Source organism: Mesorhizobium sp. M0960 (assembly GCF_040319055.1).
Classification (GTDB): domain Bacteria; phylum Pseudomonadota; class Alphaproteobacteria; order Rhizobiales; family Rhizobiaceae; genus Mesorhizobium.
Genome location: NZ_JAMYNN010000029.1, coordinates 25525 through 43941, shown reverse-complemented (window position 1 = coordinate 43941; position 18417 = coordinate 25525). Strand labels below are relative to the sequence as shown.

The 18417-nt window shown below is 57.9% G+C and carries 14 protein-coding genes and 2 pseudogenes; 4 read left to right on the top strand and 12 right to left on the bottom strand.

What is annotated here, in order from left to right; all coding sequences use genetic code 11:
* Positions 1-86 precede the first annotated feature (86 nt).
* Both NKH63_RS29710 and NKH63_RS29705 read left to right on the top strand, forming a co-directional pair.
* A pseudogene (locus NKH63_RS29710) lies at positions 87-401 on the top strand (IS66 family transposase); the annotation flags it as partial.
* Positions 402-794: 393 nt separating this feature from the next.
* Positions 795-1659 (top strand): annotated as a pseudogene (locus NKH63_RS29705) (beta-galactosidase); the annotation flags it as partial.
* 115 nt (positions 1660-1774) lie between these two features.
* Here NKH63_RS29705 and NKH63_RS29700 read toward each other — a convergent pair.
* The 5 genes from NKH63_RS29700 to NKH63_RS29680 form a co-directional block, all read right to left on the bottom strand.
* On the bottom strand, positions 1775-2836 hold the full coding sequence (locus NKH63_RS29700; RefSeq protein WP_352808713.1) for a LacI family DNA-binding transcriptional regulator: 1062 nt from the start codon (positions 2834-2836) through the stop codon (positions 1775-1777).
* Between the two features lie 154 nt (positions 2837-2990).
* A complete protein-coding gene (gene speD, locus NKH63_RS29695; RefSeq protein WP_352920081.1) occupies positions 2991-3392 on the bottom strand; it encodes an adenosylmethionine decarboxylase in 402 nt (133 codons plus the stop codon).
* A gap of 88 nt (positions 3393-3480) precedes the next feature.
* Positions 3481-5082, bottom strand: coding sequence for a methyltransferase domain-containing protein (locus NKH63_RS29690; RefSeq protein WP_352920078.1), 1602 nt, complete (start codon positions 5080-5082; stop codon positions 3481-3483).
* Between the two features lie 16 nt (positions 5083-5098).
* On the bottom strand, positions 5099-6223 hold the full coding sequence (locus NKH63_RS29685) for an NAD(P)-dependent oxidoreductase (protein ID WP_352920072.1): 1125 nt from the start codon (positions 6221-6223) through the stop codon (positions 5099-5101).
* A gap of 361 nt (positions 6224-6584) precedes the next feature.
* Positions 6585-7064, bottom strand: a complete 480-nt coding sequence (locus tag NKH63_RS29680; protein ID WP_023680905.1) for a hypothetical protein — start codon at positions 7062-7064, stop codon at positions 6585-6587.
* Positions 7065-7194: 130 nt separating this feature from the next.
* Here NKH63_RS29680 and metH point away from each other — a divergent pair, with 130 nt between their 5' ends.
* Positions 7195-11004 carry a methionine synthase gene (metH, locus tag NKH63_RS29675; protein WP_352808720.1) on the top strand — a complete coding sequence of 1270 codons (3810 nt, stop codon included), beginning with the start codon at positions 7195-7197 and terminating at the stop codon, positions 11002-11004.
* Between the two features lie 118 nt (positions 11005-11122).
* On the opposite strand, the gene NKH63_RS29670 is transcribed toward metH, so the two are convergent.
* The 7 genes from NKH63_RS29670 to NKH63_RS29640 all read right to left on the bottom strand — a co-directional run bounded on the left by NKH63_RS29670 (position 11123) and on the right by NKH63_RS29640 (position 16834).
* Positions 11123-11560: a 4Fe-4S binding protein gene (locus NKH63_RS29670; RefSeq protein WP_502896378.1), complete on the bottom strand. Its 438-nt coding sequence runs from the start codon at positions 11558-11560 to the stop codon at positions 11123-11125.
* A gap of 44 nt (positions 11561-11604) precedes the next feature.
* Positions 11605-12297, bottom strand: a complete 693-nt coding sequence (locus NKH63_RS29665; protein WP_352808723.1) for an IS6 family transposase — start codon at positions 12295-12297, stop codon at positions 11605-11607.
* Positions 12298-12351: 54 nt separating this feature from the next.
* Positions 12352-13236, bottom strand: a complete 885-nt coding sequence (purU, locus tag NKH63_RS29660; RefSeq protein WP_352808726.1) for a formyltetrahydrofolate deformylase — start codon at positions 13234-13236, stop codon at positions 12352-12354.
* A gap of 10 nt (positions 13237-13246) precedes the next feature.
* Positions 13247-14134, bottom strand: coding sequence for a bifunctional methylenetetrahydrofolate dehydrogenase/methenyltetrahydrofolate cyclohydrolase FolD (gene folD / locus NKH63_RS29655; protein WP_352920069.1), 888 nt, complete (start codon positions 14132-14134; stop codon positions 13247-13249).
* Positions 14135-14300: 166 nt separating this feature from the next.
* Entirely contained in the window at positions 14301-15122 is an 822-nt protein-coding gene (locus tag NKH63_RS29650; RefSeq protein ID WP_352808729.1) for a 3-methyl-2-oxobutanoate hydroxymethyltransferase, read from the bottom strand.
* 349 nt (positions 15123-15471) lie between these two features.
* Complete coding sequence (locus NKH63_RS29645; protein ID WP_036245547.1) at positions 15472-15786, bottom strand: MocE family 2Fe-2S type ferredoxin; 315 nt, start codon at positions 15784-15786, stop codon at positions 15472-15474.
* Between the two features lie 37 nt (positions 15787-15823).
* The gene (locus tag NKH63_RS29640; RefSeq protein ID WP_352808731.1) at positions 15824-16834 is read right to left on the bottom strand and encodes a sterol desaturase family protein; all 1011 of its coding nucleotides are present in this window, start codon (positions 16832-16834) and stop codon (positions 15824-15826) included.
* 339 nt (positions 16835-17173) lie between these two features.
* On the opposite strand from NKH63_RS29640, the gene NKH63_RS29635 reads away from it, so the two are divergent.
* Complete coding sequence (locus NKH63_RS29635) at positions 17174-18412, top strand: ROK family transcriptional regulator (protein ID WP_352808732.1); 1239 nt, start codon at positions 17174-17176, stop codon at positions 18410-18412.
* The last annotated feature ends 5 nt before the right edge of the window (positions 18413-18417 follow it).

The following is an 18417-nucleotide window of genomic DNA, read 5'->3' as shown; positions in this document are numbered from 1 at the left end:
GCGATCCTCATTCTCGGGCGTCGGCACCCGGACCATCGAGCAGACGCGCGGCTCACCCCGCTTGACGGCCAGCAGGGCGCGGATCGAAGGCCGAGCGTCCGATCGCTCATCTCGCAGGCTTCACTGGAATCCTGCAGGTCGACGGCTATGGCGGCTATCGTGTGCTGGCCGACAGGAGCGGCGTGACGCTCGCCTTCTGCTGGGCGCACGTTCGCCGGCGGTTCTATGAATTGGCCGTGTCCGGACCGGCGCCGATCGCCAGCGAGGCGCTGAGACGGATCGCCGAGCTCTACAGAATAGAGGACGATATCCGTGGCCGATCGGCCGATGAACGCCGTGCGATGCGTCAGGAAAATAGCCGCGCTATTGTCGCCGATCTTGAACTCTGGCTGCGCGAAAAGAGTAAGGCGTACTTGCCTTCTCCGACATCGACGGGACCGGCATTTCGTCGGGAGATGCGGTGACTGTCGGAATCCGACCGGAAAACCTCCACGTTCTCGAACCGGCAAACGCCAGCCAGCCATCGTTCTAGGGTCAGGTGCGGCTGGTTGAACATCTCGGGCGGGAAACGGTCCTCTACCTCGACGCCTCCCCCCTTCAGGCGACCAATTCGGACAGCGGCACAGGCAATTTCACCGTCCAGCTCAATATGGTATCGCCAATCAGTGTCGGCGCCCGACTGACGGCCGGGTTCGAGATCGCCGACGCTATCTCTTCAGGCCCGATGGCCGCACCTTAACGCCGGGCAAACCCGTCCCCGCAACCTGACCCTTCAATCCAAGAGTATCATTCGCATGCAGCGCAAGACGCCCGCTCCGCTTTCCGTTTGGCGGCCCCTCAACCTGGACCGCTTCCTGCTGGGAGCACCGCATTATCCCGAACATGTCGACGAAACCTGCTGGCGGCGCGATGCCGAGCGCATGGCTGCGGCCGGCGTCAACACGGTGCGGATGGGTGAACGGGCAATCGAGGGTTCTCGGCGCCGCTGGTATCGACACGATCATGTGAACGCCGACGGCGACGCCGCCGCGCTGGCTGACCATCAACTATCCGGAGGTGCTGCGCGTCGATGTCCACGGCCGCCCGCAAGTCATGGCTCGCGCCAGCATGCCGACACCACCAGCCCGGTGTTCCGCGGCCACAGCCGCCGCATCACCCGCGCCATGGCCGACCACTACCGCAACAATCCTCGCGTCATCGGCTGGCAGACCGACACGAGCTCAACACGACGGTTTCGGAGTCATTCTCACCCGCCACGCGGCTGGAGTTCCAGAAATTCTTGCAGCACAAATCCGGCGCGATCGACGCACTGAACTTCGCCTGGGGTGGCCATTTCTGGGCGACGGCCTATGACGGCAGATCGAGCTGCCGCGGCCGCTTATGCCGTCCTATCCGAGCCCCGGGCATGTACAGGACTACCACCGGTTCCTGGCTGGGGCGACGGCGGCTTTTCAACACGACCAGGTCGAGATCCTGCGCGCCACCAATCCGGGCTGGTTCATCTTCCACAATCTTGGGCAACTCGCCGATATCGATTTTCGTGGGCCGTTCGGTCAGGACCTCGAGTTCGGCTTCGACATCTTTCCGATGCTGTACGACGAGATGCGGCGCACCGGCGGACATGCGGCCACACAGGCGCTGCACCTCGATATCTGCCGCGCATGACGATCTTGATGTCGGAGTTTGCGCGACGCTGGAAAATATTCCACAGCAATTTCAAAAGGTTACATGTTATTTAAACAATCGAGTGGGCGACCCCTAGCTGACATTTGCGTCAGATATTCTCCGGGGTGACTATTTCGAAAGGTATGGACCGCTGAAGAGTAGCTAAGGGCGCCTGTGGTCCAATGACATCAATCATTGTCTGTACAAGAAGGGCCGAAGTGGCTTCAAGGGGGTGGCAGAGAGCTGCTGTGATCAAGCCCTCGGACAGTCCTTTTCGGGTTTCGGGGCCAATGTCACGACATACCACCTTGATACCCGCTCGCCTCTCTGAGGACACCTCCCTCAAAGCACGAAGTACACCGGTAATTCCGCCACCGACGATCAGAATTCCCACAAGATCGTCATTCGTCTTAAGCAACTCGGCCACCATTCGATAAGCCTCGTTCGATTCCTCGTGGGTTGGGCGGCTTTCCTCCACTGTGAGCCGCGGAGCGTGTTCGCGCAAATACGAACGGAAACTGGCGTCTGAGACGTCCTGGCATTGATACCGATGGTTTCCTATGAAAACCGCAATGCGACCCGGTCCTTGAGTGGTTTGGGTGATCAGGAAGGCCGCCGTGCGACCCAGCTTCCAATTGTCTGTGCCAACATAAGCTGCACGTTCCGGTGCGGATTGATCCGTAATGTAAGAAACAATCGGTCTTCCCACTTCCTTCAGTGAGCGGATCGCCTGGCCAATAATTGGGTGATCTGCCGCGACCACCGCAACGGCGTCGCATGAATCGCCGAGCGCAATCAGCCGGCTCGCGATTGTCTCGGGTGTCAGCAGATCCACGAAGTCGACTACTGAATCGATGACCTCATCCCGACGCTCACGACAGGCGGCAATAATCTTCTTCCCGAACAACTGATAGAGGTCGCGGGTCGACTGCTGAAGCAGGAAGCCTAGTCGGTAATGTGGAGATATCTTACGAGCCCGATCATCAATGGCTCCGATTCCGTAAAACCCAATCTCTTCCGCTGCGCTTTGAACGCGTTGGACGGTTTTCGGGCGAACTGAAACGGTGCCACTCAGAATTCTGTTCACAGTCGCCACCGAAACGCCTGCCGCGGTAGCGAGATCGTGGATTGTCGGCCGCGTCTCTCGCGATCGGGGGGATTCTTCGCACATTCACCTCATGCCCCGCACGAGGGGAGCGGCGTGGCGCTTACGGTGATCGAGCAGCTCTGATCTTTCTTCGCCTTGGCGGCCGCCGGGATGCAGTGCCCGAAATCACGGGCGCCTGACGCACGAGATCGACGACGCGCGATTGATGAATCGAAAATTAGCGCTCAAGCCCCTTGAGCCAACGTTCGGAGTCGATCCGATCCGGTTGAGAGTATTGGTCGGCATTGTCGGCTCTGCCACGGGCAAGCAAATACTCGACGACACGGATCGGCTTGAACTCTTCCTTCAGAACGGCAATAGCCGCTTTGGGGCGGGCCCGGCCACACATAAACACATCTAATGCCGCATAGCTGTGCTCTGGCCAAGTATGGATACTGATGTGAGATTCCGCCAATACCAGTACGCCTGAGACACCCTCGGGTGAAAACCGATGGAAGTTTGAAAAAAGTATAGTGGCTCCAGCGGACTGTGCGCTTTTCGTAATGGCTGTTTCGATAAAAGCGGGATTGCCAAACCTGTGCCGCCGAACAGATCGACAATATAATGGGCGCCAGCGCAGATCACGCCGTTAACTGAAACAAAGCTACCTGCACCGCCTTCGCGATTGTGCGACATGCTAAAAGCTCCAAAATATCGAAGGAGATCGCTCAGCTATTTTTCTGGCCGACCCAAACGAAAATGGCGTCGTAAAGTGGGTCCCGCTGTATCTCGATACGACGGCATTCCAGCGGGGTGAGCCCCGCATTCTTCATCGCGCTGGCTATCAGTTCGATGCTCAAATACGAATTGTCGTGCCCATCCTTCTGCGCAAATGACTGCCGCCTTGCCCAATCCGCTCCGATAGTTCGGCCCGTGGGTGCAAGGTGATCAGCGATGTGCTGGAAGCAATCGTCGTACGCGTCAGCTGTCCCCGAAATCGCTAGATTACCGAAGGCAGTGATCAAGTCGTATCGGTGGCTGTCCATCCAACTTGGCCACCGCTTCAGGCAGTCGAAAATCAAGAACTCGGCAAAGCGCTCGCGAAGCTGGTTGACCGAGTGATTGGATATTTTGAAATGATCGGCTACCCAACCGTAACACTCAGGAAGCGGTTGATTGCTCCGTACGAAGTTCGCTAGCACGCTAAGGGCTTCAGGCGCGATGTCGCAGCAAGAGAGGCGATTGACTCCCTTGGTTGGGAGATACCAGAACAGCGTCGAAGTTCCAGATCCCAGATCGAGAGCATTTCCCATAACGCCCCATTCCGCCATCGCCTTCAAAATATCCTCGGCCCCTTGGCCCTTGATGAAGGGGCCGGAGAAATACTCCGTCAGATAGGTCTCAAAATAAGCTCGGACGGACGGACGCATTGGAACCAACTGCAGGTCTTTCGTTCGAAAGGCATCACGGTCGTTCTGGAACCCTCGGCCGAGTTCCCACATAACCCCGGACGGGGGGAGCTGATCGTCCCGAATGTCGGTAGTTGCGCTGAGAAGAAAAATCATTCGGGCGTCGTTCGGCTGGTACCAGTTGCGTCCGTAGTCGCCGAACACCTTTTCAACCTTCAATCCAGCATCGACGCAAAGCGCCGTGAACTCGTCGACGCAGTAAGGCCTAAGTCGAATGGTCGTCTCGGTCTCGTCGATGGCCGTCTCAGTCTCACGAATGTGTCTGAACGACACGTCGACTGTGCCGTCACAATTGTGTTGCTGCATACGATGACGAGACAACGTGAGCCTGGCGGCTAGCGGGCGCGTCCACTCAAAGCGCCAACTGCCATCAGGGGCAGTAGGATCGAAATAGTCTGGCTGGAGGTAGGCCTGTTCTGGCCTGACCTTTGCGAAAGACGATAGGTCGATCATCAATGTCCCATCGTCCGAGAGGTGCCGTCGCAGCGCTTTGAGCGACTGCCGCGCCTGGGACAAGTCCACCAACAGCTGAAATGCCTCTCGGGGCACGAGGATAAGGTCGAACCGCTCTTCGAGGTCCAACGTCCGGAGATCCCCAACGAGTGCTGACACATTGTTGAAGCCGAGTTTTTCAGCCTTTTCTGTCAGCCGTTCGACCATAGCCGGTTCGTTGTCGACAGCGACTATCGAACATCCGCTTCGAGCCAAATTAAGCGCGTTACGCCCGACCCCACACGGAATCTCAAGGACCGAGCGCGTAGAACCACCAACAAGACTGGCGAGAAAAGCATGGTCTACAGTGTCCGTATATTCGACATCGTAGTACGCGGCCCGTTCTTTATATGATATCTTATGCCGCATCGCCATGGCCGCCCCCTCACGCGGATTTCTTGGCCAATGCATCGATCAAGGCAAAGTCGCTAATCACGTGCGGATGGATGATCTCACCGTTTTCAACAAATTTGCCCTTTTGGGAAACCGAGTCCTGGAAATCCTTAAGGAAAATCGATTTGCCGAGACTAATAAGATAACGCGTATGGTTTGTGGTTGCCCCGATCGACGCCGTCTGATGCACGTGAGCTGGCATGACGGGATCCTTGTAGTGCCAAACGCCATGCACCTTATATGGTGCCGCGCCCATCCAGGTGAATGTATGGGCCGTCGGGATGTATCCTGCTCCATAGCCGCAAGTGACGTCGATGATCATCGAGCCTTCCTTCATCTTCTTGACGAGTTCGTCTGTGAGCATCGCTGGTGTATCGTAGGTCGAAATCAAAGTCGCTCCGATCACCAGGTCGGCGTCGGGTATCTCTCGCTCCAGGGCTTCTTGCGAGACAATCAGGCATTTGACGTTCGAGGGAACGGTCCCCTCAAATCGGCGGAGGCTTTCCTCGCGGTAGCCAAAGACAACAACTTCGTTTCCGAGACCTGCGGCTGTTCGAGCAGCTGCTGCGCCGACATTTCCATGCCCGATGACGACGATTTTCGGCGGCTTCATCCCCGGTAGGGAAGCCAGCATTATGCCGAGCCCTCCCTGCGTCGATAGCAGGTGATGGGCCCCAAAGAGCACAGCCAATTTCCCGCTGATCTCGCTATCGGGCGTCATGAGCGGAAACGAACCATCTGCGGCCTGAAAGTACTCATAGCTATAGGCTGTCACCCCATGCTCGCGCAGGTGGTGCGTTAGCTCGTAGTTTTCGCCTGGGTAAAAGTATGCGCCAATATGCAGCGGGCGGCACAGGTACCGCCGTTCGGCGACGCTCGGAAACTTATATTTCAAGAGGAATGGAGAAACTGTCCAAGCCTCGTCTGTTGAAACGATTTCGCCCCCTGCCGCCTTGTAGTCCCCATCAAACGCTCCCGAGGCGGCTCCGGCATCATGCTCAACGTAAACCTTAAAACCGGCCTCGACAAACTGTCGAACACCTTGCGGAAGCATGATAACCCGCTTCTCGTTGTCGCGGGTTTCTTTCAGAATAGAGACCGAGGGTTTATCTGTCATATTGGTACTCTTCATTTCGAGATTTTGTAGAAGTGTCGCGCTAGGCCCCTGACCTGCGTCCTGGTTAGATTCGAGCTGTTTCGTCGCGTTTTAGGAATAGCGTCAGCCGCACCAGCAGACTGAGAATTCCCACCTAACGCTGCGAAAGCGTTAGCGGACGATGCAGGGCTTTCATTCGGCAGGAGCCTGCAGCAGCGCTTCGTCTGATCTTCTCAACCTTCCGCATTCTCTTCCTCCCGAGCCCGCTCATAACGCTGAGCATTTCCTGACCGATCTCCGTCGCCTCGACGCTTGCGGTATGGGAAGCTCTGACCCGAGCTCTTGCCTGATATTCCCGCCCGCGGTCCCTTCACGTCCAACCTCAGACGGCGAGACAATGCCGACTATTGTGTTTCGCCCGATCGTCAATGAATTGCTTCAACTCGGCTCGCCACATAATCAGTCCCCGTGGCTCGGCATGGTACGCCTGCAGATCTTCAGCCATCTTCAGTTGCTCCGAGCAATTCAGGCCAATTGCCATCGTCATCTCCCTTGGTTTGCGGGCAATTGCCGTCACGATGGCTTCCCAAAGTTGATGTGCAAGTGACGTGCCATCCTGATGATGTAGCTCCGCGCTGATACTCAAGTTGGGCCGGCGCGCCTTCTCCCCGCGCGCGTCTTCTGTTGTTGCTTTGAGGGCTTCGCACGAAATGCAAAACGTTCGACTATAATGCGTCCGTTCGATAGTGGACAGTTTGGGCCAAAGGCCACAATATTGTTTGCATCGGTCGAGACACCATGGGAGCGGCGCCGGCTTGAGCGCTGCCGCCCAAGCCGCTTCGAGGGCATGCCGCTCATCCATCTCATCTGCTTTTGGACCGATTTTGACACAAAACTTTCTCTCCGGTGCGCGACACCCAGGCTGGAGCGCGTATGTTGACATAAAGATGTCTTTATGTGAATTGGACAGTACTGTCGTCTTGAGGATGAAAATGTCGCAGAATTCTGCATCGCTGGACGCATTGTTCGGCTCCGTCGCGGCAAAGCCCGACGAGTCGGAAGTGCTTGCGGCGCTGACGGCAGCGGCGCGTGAGCGCATCCTCATCCTCGACGGCGCCATGGGCACGCAGATCCAGGGGCTGGGTTTCGATGAAGATCATTTCCGTGGTGAGGCCTTCGCCGGCTGCGCCTGCCATCAGCAAGGCAACAACGATCTTCTGATCCTGACGCAGCCGAAGGCAATCGAGGAGATCCACTATCAATACGCCATCGCAGGCGCGGATATCCTCGAAACCAACACCTTCTCCTCGACGTCGATCACCCAGGCCGATTACGGCATGGAGGATGCCGTCTATGCGCTGAATCGCGATGGCGCGCGGCTGGTGCGGCGCGCCGCTGTTCGTGCCGAGCAGCAGGATGGCAAGCGCCGTTTCGTCGCCGGCGCGCTGGGGCCGACCAACCGCACCGCCTCGATGTCGCCCGACGTCAACAATCCCGGCTATCGCGCCGTGACCTTCGACGAATTGCGCCTCGCCTATGGCGAGCAGCTGCGCGGCCTGATCGATGGCGGCGTGGACATCATCCTGATCGAGACGATCTTCGACACGCTGAACGCCAAGGCGGCAATCTTCGCAGCAGAAGAGGTCTTCAATGAGAAGGGCGTGCGCCTGCCGGTGATGATTTCCGGCACCATCACCGATCTGTCCGGCCGCACGCTGTCCGGCCAGACGCCGACCGCCTTCTGGCATTCGGTGCGCCATGCCAGCCCCTTCACCATCGGCCTCAACTGCGCGCTCGGCGCCAATGCCATGCGCGAGCATCTGGCCGAGATATCAGGCGTCGCCAACACTTTTGTCTGCGCCTATCCAAATGCCGGCCTGCCCAATGAATTCGGCCGTTATGACGAGAGCCCGGAATTCATGGCCGCGCAGATCGAGGATTTCGCCCGCGAGGGGCTGGTCAATATCGTTGGCGGCTGCTGCGGTTCGACGCCTGAGCACATCCGCGCCATCGCAGAGGCGGTGCGGAAATATCCGCCGCGCGCCATTCCCGACATCGAGCGCAAGATGCGCCTGTCCGGGTTGGAACCGTTCACGCTGACGGATGAGATTCCCTTCGTCAATGTCGGCGAGCGCACCAATGTCACCGGCTCAGCCAAGTTCCGCAAGCTGATCACGGCGGGCGACTATGTCGCCGCGCTCGACGTGGCGCGCGACCAAGTCGCCAATGGCGCGCAGATCATCGACATCAACATGGACGAGGGACTGATCGATTCGAAGAGGGCGATGGTGGAGTACCTCAACCTGATCGCCGCCGAGCCGGACATCGCCCGTGTTCCTGTCATGGTCGACAGTTCCAAATGGGAGATCATCGAAGCCGGCCTGAAATGCGTGCAGGGCAAGCCGCTGGTCAACTCCATCTCTATGAAGGAAGGCGAGGCGGCATTCCTGCATCATGCCAGACTCGTGCGCGCCTATGGCGCGGCGGTGGTCGTCATGGCCTTCGACGAGGACGGCCAGGCCGACACCAAAGCGCGCAAGGTCGAAATCTGCACCCGCGCCTACAAGCTTTTGACCGAACAGGCCGGCTTCCCGCCCGAGGATATCGTCTTCGACCCCAATGTCTTCGCCATTGCCACCGGCATCGAGGAGCACGACAATTACGGCGTCGACTTCATCGAGGCGACGGGAGAGATCACCGGGACGCTGCCGCATGTCCATATCTCAGGCGGCGTGTCGAACCTGTCCTTCTCGTTCAGGGGCAACGAGCCGGTGCGCGAGGCCATGCATGCGGTGTTCCTTTACCATGCTATCCAGGCGGGCATGGACATGGGCATCGTCAACGCCGGACAGCTTGCCGTCTACGAATCCATCGATCCCGACCTGCGCGAAGCCTGCGAGGATGTCGTCAACAACCGTCAACCGAAAGGCGGCGGCACCGCCACCGAACGCATGCTGGAGATCGCCGAACGCTTCAAGGGCACGGCGGGCCAGGAAGCCAAGGAGCGCGACCTCGCCTGGCGCGAATTGCCAGTTGCGCAGCGGATCAGCCATGCGCTGGTCAACGGCATCACCGAATTCATCGATGCCGACACCGAGGAAGCGCGGCTGGCCGCCGAGCGCCCGCTGCATGTCATCGAAGGCCCGCTGATGGCCGGCATGAACGTCGTCGGCGACTTGTTCGGCGCCGGCAAGATGTTCCTACCGCAAGTGGTGAAATCGGCGCGGGTGATGAAACAGGCGGTGGCCGGCTTGCTGCCGCATATGGAGGCCGAGAAGCTGGCCAATACCGCCAATGGCATCGACAATGGCGAACGCCAGACGGCGGGCAAGATCCTGATGGCGACGGTGAAGGGCGATGTCCACGACATCGGCAAGAACATCGTCGGCGTCGTGCTGGCCTGCAACAATTACGAGATTATCGATCTCGGCGTCATGGTTCCGGCGGCAAAAATCCTGCAGACGGCGCGAGAGCAAAATGTCGACATCATCGGCCTGTCCGGCCTGATCACGCCCTCGCTCGACGAGATGGCGCACATGGCCGCCGAGATGGAGCGCGAAGGCTTTGACATTCCGCTTTTGATCGGCGGCGCGACGACCAGCCGCGTGCACACGGCGGTCAAGATCCACCCGCGCTATGCGAAAGGCCAGACCGTCTACGTCACCGACGCCAGCCGGGCGGTCGGCGTGGTGTCGTCCTTGCTGTCGAATGACAGCAAGGCGAAGTATGTCGACACGTTGCGCGCCGAATACAAGAAAGTCGCCGACGCGCATGCCCGGTCCGAAGCCGACAAGCAGCGGCTGCCGTTGGCCAAGGCGAGGGCCAATGCGCATCGGATCGATTGGTCTGAATATGAGCCGCCGAAGCCGTCCTTCACAGGTGTGAAGGTCTTCGAGAACTGGGATCTCACGGAACTCGCGCGCTACATCGACTGGACGCCGTTCTTCCAGACCTGGGAGCTGAAAGGGCGCTATCCCAAGATCCTCGAAGACGAAGCGCAAGGACCCGCCGCGCGCCAGCTGTTCGAGGATGCGCAGGCGATGCTGAAGCAGATCATCGCCGAAAAATGGTTTGCGCCACGCGGCGTCATCGGCTTCTGGCCGGCCAATGCCACCGGCGACGATATCAGGCTGTTCACGGATGAGGGGCGATCGCAGGAGCTGGCGACCTTCTTCACGCTGCGCCAACAACTGACCAAGCGCGACGGCAAGGCCAATGTCGCATTGTCGGATTTCGTCGCGCCGGTGGACAGCGGCAAGCCCGACTACATCGGCGGCTTCATCGTCACGGCCGGCATCGAGGAGGTGGCGATCGCCGAACGATTTGAGAGGGCCAATGACGACTATTCGTCGATCATAGTCAAGGCGCTGGCCGACCGCGTCGCTGAGGCCTTCGCCGAGCGCATGCACGAGAAGGTGCGCAAGGAGTTCTGGGGCTATGCGGTCGACGAAAAGCTGGCGCCGGACGAGCTGATCGGCGAGCCCTATCGCGGCATCCGCCCGGCGCCCGGTTATCCCGCCCAGCCCGACCACACCGAGAAGGCCACACTGTTCCGGCTGCTCGACAGCGAGCGCAATGCCGGGGTGAGCCTGACCGAAAGCTATGCGATGTGGCCCGGCTCGTCTGTGTCGGGGATCTATCTGTCGCATACCGAAAGCTATTATTTCGGCGTCGCCAAGGTCGAACGCGACCAGGTTGAGGACTATGCACGCCGCAAGGACATGCCGCTCGCGGAAGTGGAGCGCTGGCTCGGACCCATTCTCAACTATGTGCCAGCGCACTATGCCGAGGCTGCGGAGTAGTGGCGGCAAGCTCTGCCGTCTTACGCTCCGAGCCGCAACTGCCGTTTCTGTATCATGGAAATGAGGTCCCGGATAAACGCTCAGGTCATAGGAATGTCAGCTGAGGCACAATTTCCATTCACGCGTTTCCGGCCGCCTCGGCGATGGCCATATCCCTCGCGCGCAGGAAGACGCTCTCCATCCGCCAGTGCTCGTTGGTGTAGCGGGGGTCGTGTGCCCATTCGTCCCAGCCATGATTGCGGCGGAATTCGCCGAGCAGGCCGGAAGCCAGGATCTCGTCCTTGTCGACTGGAGTGGCGTTTTCACAATCGGGCGCGACGTAGATCGCGTCTTCCCGGCAGTAGAGCTCGCACATGAAGCAGGTCTGGCAGTCCTCCTGCCGGGCGATGTGCGGCACATTGCTGGAGACGATTTCGAGCACGTTGGTCGGGCATACTTCGACGCAGGCGTTGCAACCCGTGCAACGCTCGGCGATGACGAGTTCGATCAGGAGGCGAGTTCCAATGTGGCCGTAATCTGATCTCGTCCAGACCTTGTCCAGGCGGTTCCGTCGCAAACTCCAGCTGAGGTCGCAAGGGCGGGTTGAGCGTCACGCGGCGCTCATGCGGCGAGCATTTCGAACTGCTTGGCAATGGAGGGCGTGGGATTGTAGGCAAACCTGGCCTGTCGTTTGCGCATCATATGAACCATCTCGATGCCCGAGAGGATAGTTTCGGCGGTTGTGGTTGACTTGAAGCCGAGCATGGACCGGACGCGGCGCTTGATGCACCTATGATCCTGTTCGATGCGGTTGTTGAAATACTGGCTCTTGCGGATTCTGATCGACTTCAGTGCTCGTCGCGATCGATCCCGCAGGCGATTTTCAAGATCGCAAGATCGGATGGCCTCGTGATTGGTCTGGCTGCCGTCGATGGCGATACGTTCCGGCCTGCCATGGCGCTGCAGGGCCTTCCGTAAGAAGCGTTTGGCCGCCGGCAGGTCACGGTTCTCGCTGAAAAAGAATTCGACCGTATCGCCGAGGCTGTCGATAGCACGATAGAGATACATCCATTGGCCTCGAACCTTGATGTAGGTTTCGTCCATGTGCCATTTTCCAGTGACGCTCCGCTTGCGCCGGTTGAATCGGTCCAGCAGCTCAAGCGAGAAGTGCACGACCCAGCGGTGGACAGTGGAATGGTCGACGTGAATGCCGCGCTCGGCCATCATCTCTTCCAGATCGCGCAGGCTGAGATTGTAGGCAAGATACCAAAATGGCGGCCTTTGAACATGACAAACTCCCGGAAAAAAGAGCAAGCATCATGCAGCAAATGACCTTTCCGAAAAGGTTGCGACAGAACCTTTCTATCGCTACCCCATTCGTTCTGAGGCGAACGAACCGGGTGATGGTGGAAATACAACCGTCTTGTTCCCGTTTAGGAAAACTCGGCCATGGATGTGGGCGTGTATCGCCCGTGCCAAGGCCTGTGCTTCAACGTCACGACCCAAGCTGACGTAATCCTCATTGGACTGCGCATGTGTCACCCGAATGATGTCTTGCTCAATGATCGGCCCCTCATCCAGATCGGCAGTGACGTAATGAGAGGTCGCGCCGATCAATTTCACTCCGCGTTCATACGCTTGCTTGTAGGGATTGGCGCCCTTGAACGAAGGAAGAAACGAATGGTGGATGTTGATAATGCGGCCGGACATCTTCCGACACATTTCATCCGAGAGAACCTGCATGTAGCGAGCTAGAACGATCAGCTCGGCCTTGGTCTCGGTCACTACAAGCATCTGCTGGGCTTCCGCTTCGGCTTTATTTTCCTTCGTTACCATGATGCAGTGAAACGGAATGTCGTGATTCACCACGACCTTTTGATATTCCATGTGATTGGAGATCACCGCCACGATATCGATCGGGAGAGCGCCAATGCGCCAACGGTAGAGGAGATCGTTGAGGCAGTGGCCGAAGCGAGAGACCATGACGATAACTCTTCGCTTCACGGCCTCGTCAAAGAATTCTGAATCCATCGCGAAGCGCGATGCGATTGGATCGAAGCCGACGCGGAGCTCGTCCAGGTTTCGCCCACCTTCAGACCGGAAGCTCACTCTCATAAAGAAGTTGCCAGTATCAACATCGTCAAACTGCGCACTGTCCGTGATGTTGCAAGTTTGATCAGCGAGAAAGCTGGAGATCGCAGCCACTATGCCCCTGGTGGAACGACATTTCACGCGAAGTGCAAATTTCGACATTGTTCGTTCCTCAGTTGTTTCGCGCCGCCAAGGTGTGACGGAATGCGGAAAGGGTATTCGCGAGCAAACACGCGATTGTCATCGGACCCACGCCGCCTGGGACAGGTGTAATTGCTTGAACGTGAGCAGCCTCTGCAAATGCGACATCGCCAACAAGGCGCGGCTTTCCGCCTTGGGTCACCCGATTGATACCTATGTCGACGACAACCGCGCCTGGCTTGATCCAATCACCTCGGATCATTTCTGCGCGTCCGACCGCGGCGACTAGAATGTCGGCCATCCTGCAGAGAGCCGGAAGTTCGCGGGTCCGCAAATGAGCGACTGTTACAGTGCAATTCTCAGCCAGCAACAGTTGGGCCATTGGTTTGCCGACGATATTGCTTCGTCCAACTATGATCGCGTGGAGACCAGCTAAATCGCCGAGACGATGCTTCAGGAGCAATAGGCAGCCGCGAGGAGTGCACGGAACGAACCCTTCTTGGCCGGTCGCCAGCCTGCCGGCATTCTGGACATGAAACCCGTCGACGTCTTTGGTCGGATCAATCGCGTTGAGAACCATGTTCGGATCAATCTGAGACGGCAATGGTAGCTGTACCAAAATGCCATGCACAGAAGGGTCCTGATTCAATTCATTAACGATTGACAACAGGTCGTCCTGATTGGTGTCGGCTGGAAGTTTGTGTTCAAAGGACGCCATACCCACCGCAAGCGTCTGACGGTGTTTGTATGCGACATAGACAGCACTCGCTGGGTCTTCTCCCACTAAGATCACTGCCAAGCCCGGCACTTTTCCGGTTGCCGATCTCAGCGCAGCTACATCGGCGGCAATCTGCGTGGTAAGGGTGTTTGCGACTGCTTTTCCGTCGATGAGCTTGCTGGGTTGAATGCCAACGGTCATGATTTTGCCTTTCGGTCTCGCGGGCGTCGAAGAATGCTGGACGCCGTGCCGGTACGACCAGCGCGGCTGCGATGGAAATCCCTGCGGACCGAGGGACAGTTAGTCTATCTCAACTGAGAATATATCGAAAAAGTGGATACTGATATTAAAGACGGAGCAAGTCTCACTATCGAGATCCCAAGTGATTAAGAAAGGTTTCAAATTCAGCCTCCGGGATCGCCGCAGTGTGTTCGGGTCCGGGATAGGCACCGGAATAGATGTCAGCCCGGAATTCGCGGAATGCCGCGACGCGTTCACTATTCAGTCGGTCGAACTCGGCCTTGAAGTTGCGATACGCCTTGGCGTGGCGCGGAAGGCGGTTCCGGCCGTAGCCGAGCACGTCCTCTGCGAACAGGTACTGGACATCGCCACCTGAGCCCGAACCGAGGCTGAAGTAGATCATCGATGTGTTTTTGGCGAAGAACTCGGCTATCCGGCCGGGAACGACCTCAAGCTCAACAGCGAAACAACCGATTTCCTCGAGCCGTTTTAGTCGCTTCCACATCGTCAGCGCCTCTGATGCGGTCTTTCCGACAGCGCGCCAGCCGGTCCAGGTAACGTAAGATGGAATAAGGCCCACATGAGCGACAATCGGAATGTGATTTTCGCACATTGTCCTCTGGATATCGAAAGAAGCGGCACAATAGAAACAATCGCCCCCAATCGCTGTGTAGCGGTAAGCCGCCTCCAGGAATTGCTCGGCGCTGACCAGCAGCTTTCCGTCCACGGTTCCTTTCGTTGGCGGCGTCAGGCCGATCTGCACGAAGCACGCCCCCGCCGCCTCACGCATTTCGGGGGTGAAGTCCTTTGCCTCGATTGACAGGAGATCGATCCCCGCAGCGGCGGCGGCGGCGGCTTCCTCCGTGCTGGTGACATAGAGCATCGAAAGCTTTTCGCCCCGTCGCTTCTTCGCGCGTATGTCTTCGACGTGAGGTCTGTTGTGGTACATGATCGTGGGTCTCCGCGAAATGCGACTCCCTTTAATGAGTCTCGCTTACTCAACGGGTATCAGGAAGGTCAGGACTGAACCGGCACCCTGAACGAGGGTCCCAAGCTTGGCGTTCAATTGAGCGTTCTCGGGTGCGGAAAGGTGCGTCTCGAAGGCCGCCTGGTCCGCGGACAAACTTGTCTGGTCGACCGTCGACTTGGCGGCAGGCAAACGCTCGGTTCCCAGGTTCTTGCCGAACAATGCGCCCGTAGTCGCATAGCAAGCCGCGGACCTTTTCAACCGTCTCCGGAAGAGCCGTGACTTCCGCGATTACGGCTTTCGGGTTGATGTCGGTCAACGGATAGTCTCCTCAGACATCGATTATCACGCGGCCGCCTTCGACCTTGACGGCGTAGGTGCGCAGGTTATCGCAGGCGGGAGGCGTCTCGACCTCGCCGGTTGTGAAGTCGAAGACCGAGGCATGCTTGGGGCATTCCACCGTATTCTCCATCACCAACCCGTCGGCGAGGTGGATATTCTCGTGGGTACAAAGCCCGTCCGTGCAGTAATACTGGTCCTGATGATTCCGGAAGATTGCGAACGTCTTACCTGCATGGTCGAACCGTAGGCCGCCTTCCTCTTCCAGGTCGTCGGCTCCACAAACGTCAATCCAAGGCATCGTCACTCTCGCTAGATTTTGAGGCAACAGGGTTCGAGCGGGTTCAGGCCGATTTGTCCTTGAGGCGCTCTTTCTTGGCGCGGAAACGCGCCTTCATCCGTTCGTCAGATTCCTTCGACCCGTCGTGATAGGTGCCGAACATCCGGTCCACGGGGACGAGCCCCTCGCCTCCGTAATTCACCTCGAAATACTTATGGTGGAGGTAGTGCATATAGGCGTGGGTATCGAACCCCTGCTCATCGCTGGTCTCAACCGTGTCGAAACCGATGTGCCCAGGCACGGCGCCGAAACCCGCGAAGTGTAGCTGGTAGAGTGCAATGACGGGGTTTGAGGGGATAACGAAGTGCCAGAAAACCACCCCGAAATAGAGCAAGTGCTCAATGGGATGCATCGATAGCGATGACCACGGGCTGGGATTTATGGAGTTGTGGTGCACCGAATGGACGTATTTGTAGAGCACTGGGACGTGGATCAGCCGGTGGATGCAATAGAAGTGGAAGTCGTGAATTATCGGCACCACGACAGCCACGACCCCGAGCCACACAGGGTGCTCGGCGAAGTTGAGCCAGGGTATGTATCCATTCGCGGAACTCCACAGCATCAAGACCTGCAGGCACGTCCATATCGGTACACCGATCAGCAGCGACCGCAGCATATTGTCGAGGGTCTGCTTATTGAACCAAAATACATCTGATTGCTGATCCGCCGGGAACTTGTGGTTGTACTTAAATCGGTTCCCCTGCCGACGGCGAACGTAAAGCGGCAACTCCCAGCTTTGGTACCAGAGAAAGGCCAGGACGAGGTTCACCGCCAGCATTTTCAGCGACCAACCCCATGCAAAGTTCTGCAGGACTGCGGCGTCAGGGACAACCAGCTGCCAGTAGGCGAGTGCCGAGACCATGAACAGCAGGTTGTACGGAAAGAAGTAAGATGGAAGCCACTTCAGAAGCTTCTTTGGATTGGGAGGGAAGAGCCATATTGGCGCCGGCTCCAACAGCTCGTTGGGAGCCCAATCGCCGCGCTTGCTGCGCGTTCCAAACTTAAGATCGTCCATCGGATGCTCCTTTCGATCTCGCCCCGAAAGGCCCGATCGGCCTACAACATGCCAATATTCCAACAAATGGTCAATAACTAAATCCGCTTGATTTACAAAAAAAATCGTGCCAGATTTCGGCCGTCGATCCTACGGCAAGCTGATGGGTGGAAGACGAAGCACTACGACCGAATTCACGCGCTCAAAGGGAGCCTCAATTGGGATATCAGACGCGGCGGGCACTGGCGCGATGGCATCGCGGGCGTTCTGGACGTCAAGACCGGCCAGCAGTAACGAGAAGGGCGCCATGATAACCGGCGTTTCCGATCTGAACGCCCCTGAAAACGCGAGCTGTATCTAATGTCAGTCGACAGCACCTTCAACGCATTCGTAGGCAACGCGACGCACCGTGGCGGCAACCAGATAGGTGTCAAACACTACAATGAGCGCTTAATCCTTAGTCTGATCCAGGAGGCTGGCGCGCTTTCCAAGGCCGAGATCGCGCGCATTACACATTTGTCCTCGCAAACGGTCACGATTATCGTAAATCGCCTCCTCAAGGAAGGATACCTGCGGAAGAAGGACGTAATCCGCGGCCGGATTGGTCAGCCTTCTACTCCGATCGAGATTGCACCGGATGGAGCGATTTCGATCGGGGTCAAGATTGGCCGCCGCTCCTTGGATCTGCTGGCTCTATCGTTCGACCGCCGGGTGATTGCTAAGAAAAGCTTTGCCTACGATGCCCTCGACGCGGACGTCGTCTCGGGCCTGATGGGAACAGCGTTCGACAGCCTGAAGGATGATTTGAGCCGCGTCCAGAAATCCAGACTCGTGGGCGTAGGTATTGCTGCTCCAACGGCGATCGAGTCTGGCATAGCCGTCATCGGTGATCCTGGCGGTGCATCCCCACGCTGGCGGGAGGCCGACATGGTCGCCAGGGTCGAAGAAACCTCCGGCTTGAGCGCCGTGGTGCTCAATGACGCTGACGCTGCTTGCTTGGCTGAGATTGATTTCCGGAGAGAGAACCGGAATCGGTCAATCGTATACTTCTACATCAGCACCTTGATTGGCGGCAGTGTTGTTTTGGAGGGCAATCTAATTACCGGCCACACCGGCAACGCGGGCGCGGTGGGTGCAATCCCTCTTAAACTTGGATCGCACAATAGGAGTCCAGCGCCCGCGCGGTTGAGTCAAGCCGCCTCCCTCAATCGGTTGGAGGTCCTTGCGGCGCAGCACAAATTGCCAATGAAGACGTTCCGTGAAGATGGTGGATCCGTCGCCAAGCTTGATGAACCGGCACTTGCCTGTTTCGATGAGTGGTGCGATCTGGCGGCGGATGCACTTGCTTTTGCGGCCATCTCTGGCACGAGCTTCATCGAAGCCGATAGTGTCGTTGTTGACGGCGTCCTCTTGCGACCTCTCCTCGATCGTCTCATCGTGAGCGTCCGGGAACGAGTGGCAGGCTACGATCTGGAGGGCATCATCATTCCTGAGTTCCGTGTGGGCTCGATCGGGTTTAACGCCCGCGCGATTGGCGCTGCTCTGGTTCCATTGCACGAACAGTTTGCGCCAGACAACAAAGTCGTTCTCAAGAGCTGAAGTGA

What these genes read in the sequence shown, in the direction of transcription:
- NKH63_RS29700 (WP_352808713.1), bottom strand. Translation starts at nt 2,836, where the DNA reads ATGTGCGAAGAATCCCCCCGATCGCGAGAGACGCGGCCGACAATCCAC.
- NKH63_RS29690 (WP_352920078.1), bottom strand. Translation starts at nt 5,082, where the DNA reads ATGCGGCATAAGATATCATATAAAGAACGGGCCGCGTACTACGATGTC.
- NKH63_RS29685 (WP_352920072.1), bottom strand. Translation starts at nt 6,223, where the DNA reads ATGACAGATAAACCCTCGGTCTCTATTCTGAAAGAAACCCGCGACAAC.
- NKH63_RS29680 (WP_023680905.1), bottom strand. Translation starts at nt 7,064, where the DNA reads ATGGATGAGCGGCATGCCCTCGAAGCGGCTTGGGCGGCAGCGCTCAAG.
- metH (WP_352808720.1), top strand. Translation starts at nt 7,195, where the DNA reads ATGTCGCAGAATTCTGCATCGCTGGACGCATTGTTCGGCTCCGTCGCG.
- purU (WP_352808726.1), bottom strand. Translation starts at nt 13,236, where the DNA reads ATGTCGAAATTTGCACTTCGCGTGAAATGTCGTTCCACCAGGGGCATA.
- folD (WP_352920069.1), bottom strand. Translation starts at nt 14,134, where the DNA reads ATGACCGTTGGCATTCAACCCAGCAAGCTCATCGACGGAAAAGCAGTC.
- NKH63_RS29650 (WP_352808729.1), bottom strand. Translation starts at nt 15,122, where the DNA reads ATGTACCACAACAGACCTCACGTCGAAGACATACGCGCGAAGAAGCGA.
- NKH63_RS29640 (WP_352808731.1), bottom strand. Translation starts at nt 16,834, where the DNA reads ATGGACGATCTTAAGTTTGGAACGCGCAGCAAGCGCGGCGATTGGGCT.
- NKH63_RS29635 (WP_352808732.1), top strand. Translation starts at nt 17,174, where the DNA reads ATGTCAGTCGACAGCACCTTCAACGCATTCGTAGGCAACGCGACGCAC.